12 protein-coding genes and 1 tRNA gene are annotated in these 12,462 nt (G+C 52.3%); 12 read left to right on the plus strand and 1 reads right to left on the minus strand.

The window, feature by feature from the left end; all coding sequences use genetic code 11:
• Positions 1-3: 3 nt before the first annotated feature.
• The 4 genes from ACT53C_RS13185 to ACT53C_RS13200 are packed head-to-tail and all read left to right on the plus strand — an operon-like array spanning position 4 to position 3,094.
• Positions 4-1,077: a hypothetical protein gene (locus ACT53C_RS13185; RefSeq protein WP_476146718.1), complete on the plus strand. Its 1,074-nt coding sequence runs from the start codon at positions 4-6 to the stop codon at positions 1,075-1,077.
• Positions 1,071-1,283: a hypothetical protein gene (locus ACT53C_RS13190; RefSeq protein ID WP_476146720.1), complete on the plus strand. Its 213-nt coding sequence runs from the start codon at positions 1,071-1,073 to the stop codon at positions 1,281-1,283. The genes ACT53C_RS13185 and ACT53C_RS13190 overlap by 7 nt, the downstream gene beginning before the upstream one ends.
• Before the next feature lie 29 nt (positions 1,284-1,312).
• Positions 1,313-1,462 carry a hypothetical protein gene (locus ACT53C_RS13195; protein WP_476146722.1) on the plus strand — a complete coding sequence of 50 codons (150 nt, stop codon included), beginning with the start codon at positions 1,313-1,315 and terminating at the stop codon, positions 1,460-1,462.
• Between the two features lie 6 nt (positions 1,463-1,468).
• A complete protein-coding gene (locus ACT53C_RS13200) occupies positions 1,469-3,094 on the plus strand; it encodes a recombinase family protein (protein WP_476146794.1) in 1,626 nt (541 codons plus the stop codon).
• Here the strand turns inward: ACT53C_RS13200 and ACT53C_RS13205 are convergent.
• A tRNA-Asn gene (locus ACT53C_RS13205) sits at positions 3,053-3,128 on the minus strand. The two genes, ACT53C_RS13200 and ACT53C_RS13205, sit on opposite strands and share 42 nt — an antisense overlap.
• A 221-nt stretch (positions 3,129-3,349) precedes the next feature.
• Between ACT53C_RS13205 and ACT53C_RS13210 the strand changes: the two genes are divergently transcribed.
• The 8 genes from ACT53C_RS13210 (at position 3,350) to ACT53C_RS13245 (ending at position 12,426) form a co-directional block, all read left to right on the plus strand.
• Complete coding sequence (locus ACT53C_RS13210) at positions 3,350-3,895, plus strand: hypothetical protein (protein WP_476146724.1); 546 nt, start codon at positions 3,350-3,352, stop codon at positions 3,893-3,895.
• Between the two features lie 251 nt (positions 3,896-4,146).
• On the plus strand, positions 4,147-5,622 hold the full coding sequence (locus ACT53C_RS13215) for a cytochrome ubiquinol oxidase subunit I (RefSeq protein ID WP_194747913.1): 1,476 nt from the start codon (positions 4,147-4,149) through the stop codon (positions 5,620-5,622).
• The gene (gene cydB / locus ACT53C_RS13220; RefSeq protein WP_476146726.1) at positions 5,623-6,624 is read left to right on the plus strand and encodes a cytochrome d ubiquinol oxidase subunit II; all 1,002 of its coding nucleotides are present in this window, start codon (positions 5,623-5,625) and stop codon (positions 6,622-6,624) included. It abuts the gene before it with no gap.
• Entirely contained in the window at positions 6,608-6,787 is a 180-nt protein-coding gene (locus ACT53C_RS13225; RefSeq protein ID WP_476146728.1) for a DUF2474 domain-containing protein, read from the plus strand. The genes cydB and ACT53C_RS13225 overlap by 17 nt, the downstream gene beginning before the upstream one ends.
• Positions 6,788-7,113: 326 nt before the next feature.
• Entirely contained in the window at positions 7,114-8,394 is a 1,281-nt protein-coding gene (locus ACT53C_RS13230) for a PqiA/YebS family transporter subunit (RefSeq protein WP_379075820.1), read from the plus strand.
• The gene (gene pqiB, locus ACT53C_RS13235; RefSeq protein ID WP_476146730.1) at positions 8,387-10,045 is read left to right on the plus strand and encodes an intermembrane transport protein PqiB; all 1,659 of its coding nucleotides are present in this window, start codon (positions 8,387-8,389) and stop codon (positions 10,043-10,045) included. Before ACT53C_RS13230 ends, pqiB begins: the two co-directional genes overlap by 8 nt.
• An 11-nt stretch (positions 10,046-10,056) precedes the next feature.
• Positions 10,057-10,662 carry a PqiC family protein gene (locus tag ACT53C_RS13240; RefSeq protein ID WP_476146732.1) on the plus strand — a complete coding sequence of 202 codons (606 nt, stop codon included), beginning with the start codon at positions 10,057-10,059 and terminating at the stop codon, positions 10,660-10,662.
• Positions 10,663-10,857: 195 nt separating this feature from the next.
• Positions 10,858-12,426: a GGDEF domain-containing protein gene (locus tag ACT53C_RS13245; protein ID WP_476146734.1), complete on the plus strand. Its 1,569-nt coding sequence runs from the start codon at positions 10,858-10,860 to the stop codon at positions 12,424-12,426.
• Positions 12,427-12,462 lie beyond the last annotated feature (36 nt).

Genomic DNA, 12,462 nt, shown 5'->3' on the forward strand with positions numbered 1-12,462 from the left:
GATATGTCAGCCAAACTATTGATCTCAGGCTTTGATACCGTCGAGTGCGCGTATTACCTGATCCCATCACTAGAAGGGAAACTTGACTTCGTAGAGTTGGCTTCACAAAAAGAAGCTCTGGTCAAAGCTAGAGTTAATAAGCCCAAACCAATCAAACTAGGTTCAGAAGAGTTTTTGCTGGCATCTCATGGCACGTCTAGTGGATACCCATTCTTAATTGAAAATGATGTTTTCATCATTCAGTTTGGAGAGTTTAATCGCCCCAACTTTTTCGTTAAGTTTCGCAGCATTGCGCTTTGGCACAGCGACTTAATCAGTTTGCATCAACGTTTTCTAAACTGGGCTGCATCTGTTGGCATGACTCAAGCTCAACCTGAGAGATTGTCTAGGGTTGATTACGCCTTTGACTATCACTTGCCAGTAATTGATTTTGATGAGGATAGTTTTGTATCCCGCTCAACGAAAGATAGTCAGTATCGAAAAGATGGCAAAGTCCAGACTTTTAAATTTGGTACTGAGAATGTCGTTTTAAGGGTTTACAACAAGGTCGATGAGATCAATGAGAAAAGTCAAAAAAGTTGGCTTTTTAATCTCTGGGGAATTGATCAGGATGTTTGGCGTATTGAATGGCAAGTCCGAAAAGACCAACTCCGTAAACTAGGCATTTCATCAATGCAATCACTTGATGAACGTCAGGCTGACCTTATACGCCTACTTTCGACCAATCACACGACATTGAGAGCGAAAAGTGATGACACTAACCGCTCTCGGTGGGAGTTGCATCCGCTCTGGTTAGATTTGCTAAACCAAATCGACAGCATGAATGGCTTGGGCGTTAAGCGAGATCATAAACAACTAGATTTGTATGACGAACGACTAACCAGAATTGCTTTAAGCGTTTATGGCTACCTTAAAAGAGTGGCTGCAATTGATGTCTTGTATTCGGGTAATCAGAAGTCATACATGGATGAAGCATTTCAGCATTTATTCAATATTGTCTCTGAAATTCATGACCCGCTCACATGGCAACAGGATGTTGACCGTAGAGCAAATGAAATGAGGTTGGGTGAATGGTAGTTTTCGGACTCTTTCATCCAATCAAACAATTAATCAATGCTCGTAAGAATAGGGTATTGACCATAGCTCAGGCCGCTTTGCCGGATTCTCAGTTTCAGGCGTTTAAAAAGCTATTCCTGGATGAAATGGGTGAGCGTGGTTTAGAGAAGGACTTAAAGGTTTTTCTGGATGAGCAAAATGGCATGGAACGGAATGGGCGGGAATAGATTATGCACGAAAGGGGGTGCCATCATGATTGAGCAAGCAAACCATATCGCTGCTGATCATTCTGTATCAACAGCAAGCCGATGAAAATGTCAGTGAAGTTGAGTTGCAGCATATCAGTACGTTTTTTCCTGAAATCTTAGCTGAGATATTGCAGCGTATTGAACAAGACGAGGAGTAAACCAAAATGGCGGTAGCACTTTACGCGAGAGTTTCCACAGTCAGACAAGCTGAAAAGGATTTGTCCATTCCAGACCAGCTTAACCAAATGCGTGACTGGTGTCAGGTAAATGGATATGTTGTTGCGATGGAGTATATCGAGCCAGGTGCATCCGCCACCGATGACAGGCGACCAGTCTTTCAGCAAATGATTACAGACGCGACCAGCGACAGTGAACCTTATGAGGCCATCATCGTGCATAGCCGGTCACGCTTTTTTCGCGATATGTTTGAGTTTTTGAACTATGAACGCAGATTGAAGCGGGCGCATTGCAAGCTGGTTTCAATTACTCAGATTACCAGTGACGATCCAGCCGGTGAAATGGCGAGCAAGATTTTCAGCTTGTTTGATGAGTACCAGAGCAAAGAAAACGGCAAGCACACCATCCGCGCCATGAAAGAAAATGCCAGACGTGGATTTATGAACGGATCACGCGCACCGTTTGGCTATCGGGCGATTGAAATCGAGATCATGGGCGCCAAGGGCAAAAAGAAAAAGAAAATCGACATTGATCCGCTGGAATCTGAAATCGTCAAAAAGATTTTTCATTTGTACCTGTTTGGCAATGAATACGGTCACATGGGTGCAAAAGAGATTGCCACCTATCTGAACGACAAAAACATCCGCTTACGCACCCAAAAATGGAACCGTAGCCGTGTGCATGAGGTGCTTTCCAATTCGGCGTACATCGGCGAATACTATTTCAACAAGCAGAACAACAAAACAGGTGAGTTGAAACCATCAAGCGAATGGATCAAGGTCGAGATACCCGCCATCATCGAGGCGAGCACGTTTGAGGACGCACGCATCCGCAGAGCGGAGCGCGCGCCCGCAAAAGTGCCGCCGAGGTTGGTCAACTCACCTACTCTGCTCACTGGTATATTGAAATGCGGCATCTGCGGTGCAGGCATGACGCTAGCAACGGGCAAAGGTGGGCGCTATCGGTACTATAAATGTAATACTCGCATCGGCAAGGGCAATCATTTATGCACTATGCCTGCTGTTCCAATGGAGAAACTGGACAACCTTGTGTTGACCACCCTTGCAGACAAGGTTTTCACGGCGGATCGAGTTTCCACAATGATGCAGGAGATGCGCAAGCGGGTTGTCCAGCGCAACAAAGAACAAACTAATCACGCGCAACCGCTACAAAAGGAACTGGAAGAGCTAAACCAGCGCAATGAGCGATTGTTTGAGGCGGTGGAAAAGGGCTTTTTGCCGATGGATGAAACCTTGCAAGCCAGATCAAGAAATATCCAGACCAGACGACAGGATATTTTGCTTGAGATTGCAGCCATGAAGCGGCAGCAGGATATGCCAGTCGATGCACTGAATCAAAAGAACATCAAAGTATTCGCGCAAGTTCTGAAAGAAAAGCTCTCAGACCGAAAATCCAATTTCGGCAAACAATACTTAAAAGGGCTGATACAGCAAATAGTGCTAAAAGATGGAGAGGCGACAATATCAGGAAGTTATGACGCCATGGCAAGTGCGATTGTTGAGACGAAAAAAATGGGCACTGATTTAACAGTGCCCACTTTTGCATCAAGTTGGCTCCTCAACCTGGGCTCGAACCAGGGACCTACGGATTAACAGTCCGGCGCTCTACCGACTGAGCTATTGAGGAATCGGTACGTCGTTTGAAGGCGCTATATTACTGAGACCACGCCCCTTGGTCAACCACTTTTTGCGAAATATTTTATATTTTTTTGGCCACAGGCCAGCCATCTGCAAAATGCCACTCACGCTGCAAATTTTCGGCAAATTTTTGTAATATTCAGCTTGTCCAAGCTTGACAGACTTAGGCATGTAAGGTTATGAGGATATAATATTTCCAGGAGAATAAAGATGCATAGCATGGTGGCAAAAATTTCACACCTGGATGGTCAGGTCGAAGCAGTCAACGCAATGGGCCAGCACCGGCCACTGATCGCTGGGGACTGGTTACGCGAGGGTGAGCGTATTGTGGCGCATGATGGCGTCCAGGTTTCGCTGGAGACTGCGACCGGGGAACGCTTGCAGGTGCAAGGTCTGCAAACCATGACACTGAGCGCGCAATTGACGGCGGATTATCTGCCGCATGCCAGTGATGATGCGATTGATGCACAATTGTTGCAACATGTCCTCTCCTCATTACAGGCGGGCGATACCGAACTGGATATTTCTACCCTCTTGCAATCACCATTAGAGTTTGCCGCTTTTGCGGCCCCAGCGGATCATCCGCCACAAACGGATGCCTTGCATATCGCTGACTTGATCCCCGAACAAGCCGCCGCTGAACATGGTGCATCCAGTTTAGCGCCTAACGATAGTGTCGCGTTGATGGTTGCCACCGCACTGCCTAGCGAGATCGCGCTGCAGCAGCAATTATTAAAAGACCTGGATCAACACTAATCTTGTGAGTGATGTCTGCTAAAAGCCTTGCATTGTTGCAAGGCTTTTTACTTATGCGGGCCTGCGCTCTTACCAACAAGTCATCAAACGGCGTCTCTTTGTCAGGCAAACGCCGAGGATAGATTTTTTTACTTGCAGACGGCCCTGTGGCAAACTTAATGGGCGTAGACACGGTCTATACGGTTGATTTCCGCAATAGCAGGCGATATCCCTCTCCGGCGGCGGGAAGGTAAGGTGGTAGAAAGATCAATATGTCTGATTTGGCACTGACACTGGCGCGTATCCAGTTTGGTTTTACGATTTCGTTTCACATCATCTTCCCGGCCATCACCATAGGTTTGGCCAGTTACCTGGCAGTCCTCGAAGCACGCTGGCTCATGACCAAACAAAGCGTGTATCTGGATCTCTACCACTTCTGGATTAAAGTGTTCTCGCTATGTTTTGGCATGGGCGTGGTATCTGGCCTGGTGATGGCCTACCAGTTTGGCACCAACTGGGCTGGCTTCTCCAATGTCGCCGGCGGCGTGACCGGTCCTCTACTGGCTTATGAAGTGCTTACCGCCTTCTTTCTTGAGGCGGGTTTTCTCGGCGTGATGCTGTTTGGCTGGAACAAGGTCGGGCCAGGCCTGCACTTTCTGTCAACCTTGATGGTCGCGGTTGGCACCTTGATCTCTGCCACCTGGATTCTGGCTTCGAATAGCTGGATGCAAACGCCACAGGGCTTTGAGTTAATCGCCGGTAAAGTAGTGCCGGTGGACTGGTGGCAGATCATATTCAATCCCTCATTCCCTTACCGGCTCATGCACATGGTCATCGGTGCCTATCTGGCCACAGCCTTGCTGGTGGTGGCGACAGCGGCCTGGCACTTGCTCAAGCAGCGGGATCACGCCAGCATCCGTAAAATGTTGTCCATGGGGTTATGGCTGATTCTGCTGATTGCGCCCTTGCAAGCATTTATTGGCGATATGCATGGCTTGAATACCCTCAAATACCAACCCGCCAAAATCGCCGCGATTGAAGCGCACTGGGAGAACAAAGGCAATGAACCGACACCGCTGATTCTGTTTGCCTGGCCAGACATGCAACAGGAAAAGAATCATTTTGTCCTCGAAATCCCGGTGCTTGGCAGCCTGATTTTGCGTCACTCATTGACCGAGCAGATTCCTGCACTCAAGCAATTCGCCCCTCAAGATCGGCCCAATGCCACCATTATTTTCTGGACCTTCCGCGTGATGGTGGCGCTGGGCTTGCTCATGATCTTGCTGGCATTCTCCTCCGTGTGGCTACGCTTGAAACAACAACTGTATCAACAGCCGCTGTTCCTCAAGTTTGCAGTGGCCATGGGGCCCGCAGGCATTATTGCCATCCTGGCAGGCTGGTTCACCACCGAAATCGGCCGCCAGCCCTGGGTAGTGTATGGCGTGTTGCGTACTGCAGAGGCGGTGACGCCGCACCCTGCCAGCGAGGTGGCACTGACCTTGGGCCTGTTTGTCATCATTTACCTGTTAGTGTTTGGCATGGGCACGCGCTTCATGCTCCGGCTGCTCAAAGCAGGCCCTAGTACCGGGGAGGCACTGCACGGCGACGCCATTTCACCGCAGCTTGACCACGCCACTGCATTTACGCTGGCCCCTGAGTTTCACCCGGAGACCAAGACACCCGCTTCGGCGCAGTCAGCAAAGCACCAGGCTGGCACTCAGGCTGACGATCAATCAAAGGATCAATAAATGGACTTGTCTCTGATATGGGCTGCGATCATTTTGTTTGGCATCATGATGTACATCATCATGGATGGCTTTGATCTTGGCATAGGCATTCTTTATCCCTTTTTTAAAGACAAAAGCGACCGTGACCTCATGATGAACACGGTAGCCCCGGTGTGGGATGGGAATGAAACCTGGCTGGTGTTGGGGGGCGCCGGCTTGCTCGCTGCCTTCCCCTTAGCCTATTCGGTGATTTTGAGTGCGTTTGCGCTGCCTTTGCTGCTGATGCTGATGGCACTAATCTTCAGAGGCGTGGCGTTTGAATTCAGGTTTCGCGCCAAGGATAGCGAAAGGCACTTCTGGGACAAGGCATTTACCGGCGGATCGGTTGCAGCGACCTTTTTTCAGGGCATGACGCTAGGGGCTTACCTGCAAGGGATCCCCATGGCAAACCAGGCGTATGCGGGTGGTTCACTGGACTGGATTTCACCCTTTTCGCTGTTTACCGGCGTTGGCTTGCTGGTCACCTATGCCCTGCTCGGCAGCACCTGGCTGATCATGAAAACCGATGGCGCGCTACAGGCCAGCTGTTACCGCCTGTCAAAACACATCGCCACCGCCTTGTTTGCCATCATTGTCATCATCAGCGTGTGGACGCCATGGATGGATAGCCGCATTGCTGAGCGCTGGTTCAGCATGCCGAATCTGTTATGGCTGTCGCCCGTGCCGTTGCTGGTAGGGTTGTGTTTTTACCGCTTGCAGCGAGCCCTGAGCCAGCAAGCTGAAGCCCGCCCATTCCTGTACACCCTGGCACTGGTTCTGCTGGGCTATGCCGGGCTGGGCATCAGCATCTGGCCTAACATCATTCCGCCCGACTTGCCGATACAAGCTGCCGCAGCGCCGCATATCAGCCAGATGTTTGCATTGATAGGCGCACTGGTGATCATCCCGATTATTTTAATTTACACCGCCTGGGGCTACTATATTTTCAGGGGCAAGGTGAATAGAGATGAGCACTACCATTAAGCACACAACAGGGACAAAGTCTGATCAGGCAGACGCCCCACGCCCCAACTGGCGCAAGCGTGTAGGCTGGCTATGCCTGATCTGGCTCGCCAGCATTGCGGCGTTGGGCCTAGTCAGTTTATTGCTGCGCTTTTGCATGCGCCTGGCAGGCCTGCATACTTAAGAGTCACATCAAAACAGGCGCGCACTCCTCTACTGAATACGTCGGCTTGCGCACACCCGGCAGCGCATCGCTCAGAAAATCCTTCTTGCCCCTTCCCCTGCTCTTTTCACCATGGCGAAAAGGATGAGACAACAGGGATTTCAAAGCGCATATGCGTTGAAAAATCGTGTGCATCAAACCGCCCTAAGAGACAATTCTTGTCATCAGTCCCTCTTAATGAGTGTCTAGAGCACGGAATTTTTCTTGCCTGATCAAATCCAATCCCATTACTATGCTTGTATCCAGCCTGTTGAAAAACTGACAATCCGCTGCCTGCAACCCCCTGTATGACGACCCAGCAACCGACAAAATGGCGACGCTTGCGTGCCTGCCCAGCCTGTGACATGGTCAGTGCCATTCCGGTACTGCGGCCGGGTCAGCACGCCAGTTGCCCGCGCTGTGGACATGTGCTGGCACGCCGCTACCTGCATCCGGTGCAACGCAGCATTGCGCTGGCGGCAAGCGCGCTCATCACGCTGTTGATTGCGGTGGCGTTCCCGTTTATCCGTGTCGATGCCGGTGGGCTGGATAACCAGATCGCGCTGTCGCAAACTGCCTCCACCTTGTTGCAATCGCATCAACCCATTGTGGCCTTTATTGTAGCGTGCACGGCAATTGTGCTGCCCGGCTTGTACCTGACCGGGGTGATTGCCATGCAGGCCAATGTATTACGCACGGTACCCAAAGCCTACAGCGATGTGATTGCGCGCCTGTTTTCACAACTGCACCCATGGATGATGGCGGATGTTTTTATCGTCGCCGCGCTGATCAGCCTGGTGAAGCTGACCGGCATGGCCGATGTGCATCTGGGCGCCTCGTTCTGGGCGTATTGCGTGTTTGCGCTACTCTTGCTGATGACGACACGCTCGGTGGATATAGACTGGCTGTGGTACCGGCTGGCAGGCGAACCGGAAACCCCGGAAGATATCCGTTGCGGCATCACCGCCGCCGAGCAGCATGTCACCGGCTGCCCGACTTGTGGGCTGATCAACCACCTGGCTAGTCATCCTGATAACGAAGGCCATCATGCCAGCTGTATCCGTTGTGGCACGCTCTTGCATGCGCGCAAGCCGCACAGCCTGCAGTTCACCTGGGCGCTGTTGCTCACCGCCATCATTTTATATATCCCGGCCAATGCCTACCCGATGATGATTACCACCGCGCTGGGGCAAAGCCATGCAGCCACCATTATCGGCGGCATGATGGAGCTCTGGCAGCATGGCTCGCAACCGATTGCGGTCGTGATTTTTGTCGCCAGTGTACTGGTGCCCATCCTCAAAATGCTGGTGTTAATCCTGTTATCGTGGCTGGTCAAACACCCGGGGCCACTCAATGCCCTGCAAAAAACACGGCTCTATCATCTAACCGAGTTTGTCGGCCGCTGGTCCATGGTGGATGTGTTTGTGGTCGCCATCATGGTGGCACTGATCCAGTCCGGCAACCTGATGTCGGTGTTGCCCGGCCCCGCCGCGCTGGCCTTTTGCGCCGTGGTGATTACCACCATGCTGGCCGCAATGGCGTTTGATCCGCGCCTGTTATGGGATACTCAAGGAAAACAATATGACTGATACGTCTGATGACAATTTATTGGCCCGGGTAGGCAAGCAGGCCCGAGTTTCACCGATCTGGATCGTACCCATTGTTGCGTTGCTGATAGGCTGCTGGCTCATCTATGACAACTATACGCGCGCTGGCAAGCAAATCACGCTCTCAATGTCAAACGCCGAAGGTATAGAAGCCGGCAAAACCAAAATCAAGGTGCATAGCGTCGATATCGGTCTGGTCGAGCAAGTCAAACTGTCCGAAGACCTCGGGCATATTCAGGTCATCGCCCGTATTGCGCCAGATGCGCAACCGCTGCTGGTCAAAGATACGCAATTATGGGTGGTCAAGCCCCGGATCGGCCTTGAGGGCATCAGCGGCCTCAATACCGTGATCTCAGGCGCCTACATCCAGTTGCAACCGGGCAAGGGTCATGAAGAAACAGACGAATTTACCGTGCTCGACCAGCCCCCCATTTCATTGAATGGCGCCGGCGGCGTACATATTAATTTGATCGGTACCGTCGGCAACGCCTTGCGCATTGGTGACCCGGTCACCTATCAGGGCCTGCGCGTGGGCCGGGTGGCGAGCGCCACCTTTGACCCCAAGCAACGCAAAATGCAGCATGAGTTGTTTATCGAGCAGCCCTACGACGTGTTGATCACTGAAAACACGCGCTTCTGGACCACCGTTGGCATAGACCTCAAGCTGGATTCCGAAGGCTTCAAGGCCAGCATCCCCACCGTGGAGTCGTTGATTGCGGGCGGGGTCAGCTTTGGCCATGCCGACAATCGGCCCATGGGTAAACCGGTGCCGTCCGAAACCACTTTTGAGCTGTATGCCAATGAAGAAGCTGCCCGCCAGCAAACCTACGACCAATATCTGGAATATGTGCTGCTGGTGGATGATACGGTGCGTGGACTCTCCAGTGGCGCGCCGGTCGAGTTCCGCGGCCTGCGTGTAGGCACGGTGATGCAAGTGCCGTGGAAATTCAACTCGCCCGCACGCAAACAGGACTTTAACTATGCGATTCCGGTGCTGATTCATCTCGAACCTGGCCGTCTGGCAGACAGTGGCAAGGCAGACCTCAACGAGTGGAAATCGCGCCTCGGCATTATGCTCAAAAACGGCCTGCATGCCACGCTCAAATCTGGCAACCTGCTGACAGGCTCGTTGTTTGTCGACTTGAACATGGACAAGCATGCACGCAAAGTCAACTACAAAGCCAAAACCTTTGAAGGCTTGCCAGTGTTGCCCACAAGCGCGACCAGCCTGGCACAGATCGAACAGAAACTGTCTGATCTGCTGGATAAACTGAATAAGCTCAATGTGGAGCCAGTATTAAGCGGCCTCGATAAAAACCTGCAACAATCCGAGCAAACCTTGCGGGAGATCCGTGCGCTGAGCCAGCAAGTGAACCAGTTTGTGGCGCAACCCGAGTTCCAGCAAATGCCGGCCAACCTGAACCAGACCATGCAAGAGTTGCGCACCACCATCAAAGGCCTGTCGCCCGAGTCACCGGCTTATCAGGAGCTCAGTAGCACCCTGCAACGGCTGGAAAAGGTCTTGCGCGAAGTCCAGCCGCTGGTGCGTACGCTAAATGAGCAGCCCAATGCCATCCTGTTTGACCGCAAACCCGGTAACGACCCGCTGCCACTGGCACCGGCAACTCCATAAGGACAGTTTTCATGCATATGCCTTTTTCTTTCTTGCGTACGACAATTTGCCTGCTCTGCAGCCTGTCGCTGACCGCTTGTCTGGGCAACCGCCCGCCGGTCAATACCCAGCGCTACAGCCTGCCAGAAGTCAGTCTGCCTAGCACGACCACGCCCCCCACACGCATCCTTATTCTGGGCAATCTGGTGCTGGCCGATGCGCTGGACAGCGACCGTATTCTGATCCAGCTTGATGACATTACCATTCAACCCACGCGTGACCATTTATGGAGCGCTTCGCTGTCTGAAGAATTACGGCAAGGCCTGCGCAGCCGACTCGCCCAACGCCTGCCTGACACCCTGGTCACCGATGCCTTGCCCGGCACCAAACTGCAAGCCAGCCGCTTGCAATTGCGCATAGATCAGTTTCAAGGACATTTGCGTGGCGTGGCGATCATGAGCGGCCAATGGCAATGGCTGTCCGCCGATCAACGTCCGCTCAAAATCCAGCCGTTTCAATTTACCACCCCGCTCACAGAAAACGGCTACCCAGCGCTGGTCCGCGCACTGGGGCAAGACTTGGACAAATTATCCGACCAGATCGCCAGCCAGATCAAAGCAACGCCAAGCCAACCCTGAAACATGAGTTAGTACCCAACGCCCTTTCACTCAAACAGCGCCCCTGACAAGCGCGCTGTTTGGCCTAGAACACATCACCCGCAACCACACCTTCGTTAGTAATTCTTTGCGTTTCTTAATCCATTGCCCCACAAGAGGGACAGGAAATTTTCAGGTAAACTCACTTGTTAGATTTACTCTTGATGGATAACAGTCTTGCAACGCTTTCTCCTCTTTTCCCTGATGCTGCTCTTGACCTGGCTGCCTACGCAAGCCCAGGCAGACGCGCAATTGTCGGGTACAACCTGCATGAGCAGCAAGGGCGAAATCGTAGGCAATATTCCGCTGCAAGGCGGCCGCTTCGTGTGTCAGGGCGTGCTCAAGATCACGCAGGCCGGTCAGTATGTGATTGACTTTAAAAACACCTCTACCCTGGCCCAGTTCCAGCACGAAATTTCTGATGGTCACCACACCATGCATGTCATGTCAGGCGGACTCAGTAGCGAGCATACAGACCAGCTTCTGCTCAGGCATGGCCGCCTCGTAGCACTGCAGCCGGGGACCTACCGGCTCATTACCTGGCTGCAATCCCCTTATTATCTGGCGCAACCAGAAGTGTTTGTGACTGACCTCGCCAGCTACCAGCAACAAACCAATATCAGCACCGCCGTGAGCCTGTTGCTGCTAGGCATTTTGCTGGGGATTTTCAGTTATTACATGGCCATTGGCATCATGCCCGGCCACGTCACCGAGCGCATGTATGCCTTGTTTATTCTGGGCAACCTGATTTTTCAAAGCGCGGTGCTCGGCCTGTTCAAACAATTGTTTGACTGGCACTGGTTCTACCTGACCAGCCTGCCTATCCTGTTTTCCAATCTCGCTTATATCAGCTTTGTCTGTCATTTACTCGGCATCAGCCCGTTTCGCCATAGCCGGCTTTATCAGGTTTCGATTGCGGCCAGGCTGACGCTACTGGCGCTCATGGTGTTCGCCATGATCTACCCCAACTGGATGCTGGAAATGGACAGGCTAGGCGTGGCCATTTTTCTGGTCTTTGGCCTGGTGTGTGGCATCCGTTTGAGCTTGCAAGGTCAGCGCGTGGCGCAGTTATACCTGCTGGCCATTTCCATTTTTGGCGTGCTAGGTGGTTTGACGATTACCGCAAATCGCCTCAGCTCAAACGCCTGGACTGTAGAGCAACTCGGCCTCATCGCAGTGACCGTGGAAGCCGTCGCGCTTTCACTGCTGGTGGCATACCAGATCAACCGTCTGCACAAAGAAAAAGAACACATGCTAGCCGAGCTCGAATCCACGCGCTCGCTGGCCATGACAGACCGCCTGACTGGCGTGCCCAACCGGCATGCGCTGGAGAATCAAATGCTGCATTTTCCCGAGCATGGTTGCCTGATGTTCCTTGATATCGACAACCTCAAGCATGTCAACGACCAATATGGCCACGAGGCCGGGGATCAGCTGCTCAAGAGTTTTAGCCGCATCCTGACGAACAAGCTGGATACGCATGGCAAGCTATACCGCCTGGGGGGTGATGAATTTGCCATCGTCTGCCATGAGGATGATGTGGAATGGTGCCAGCACCAGTTGGAATACACGCACTTGCACCTGCAAAAAGAAGGCATCGTTGGCGCGGGCACCAGCGTAGGCATCGTGTTTGCCCACGAAGCCACAGACACCGAATCGCTGATGCGCATCGCTGACAAACGCATGTATGCCGATAAGCGCGCACGCAAAAATCGCAAAGAAATGGTCCAGGTCTTTACGCACTAAGCCTGCGCAACAAAGCGCCGTTGGTTTTTTGCGACG

Source organism: Methylophilus sp. DMC14 (genome assembly GCF_056314085.1).

Excerpts from the sequence above, each read along its gene's own strand:
- ACT53C_RS13185 (WP_476146718.1), top strand. The coding sequence starts at position 4 with ATGTCAGCCAAACTATTGATCTCAGGCTTTGATACCGTCGAGTGCGCG.
- ACT53C_RS13190 (WP_476146720.1), top strand. The coding sequence starts at position 1,071 with ATGGTAGTTTTCGGACTCTTTCATCCAATCAAACAATTAATCAATGCT.
- ACT53C_RS13200 (WP_476146794.1), top strand. The coding sequence starts at position 1,469 with ATGGCGGTAGCACTTTACGCGAGAGTTTCCACAGTCAGACAAGCTGAA.
- ACT53C_RS13210 (WP_476146724.1), top strand. The coding sequence starts at position 3,350 with ATGCATAGCATGGTGGCAAAAATTTCACACCTGGATGGTCAGGTCGAA.
- ACT53C_RS13215 (WP_194747913.1), top strand. The coding sequence starts at position 4,147 with ATGTCTGATTTGGCACTGACACTGGCGCGTATCCAGTTTGGTTTTACG.
- cydB (WP_476146726.1), top strand. The coding sequence starts at position 5,623 with ATGGACTTGTCTCTGATATGGGCTGCGATCATTTTGTTTGGCATCATG.
- ACT53C_RS13225 (WP_476146728.1), top strand. The coding sequence starts at position 6,608 with ATGAGCACTACCATTAAGCACACAACAGGGACAAAGTCTGATCAGGCA.
- ACT53C_RS13230 (WP_379075820.1), top strand. The coding sequence starts at position 7,114 with ATGACGACCCAGCAACCGACAAAATGGCGACGCTTGCGTGCCTGCCCA.
- pqiB (WP_476146730.1), top strand. The coding sequence starts at position 8,387 with ATGACTGATACGTCTGATGACAATTTATTGGCCCGGGTAGGCAAGCAG.
- ACT53C_RS13240 (WP_476146732.1), top strand. The coding sequence starts at position 10,057 with ATGCATATGCCTTTTTCTTTCTTGCGTACGACAATTTGCCTGCTCTGC.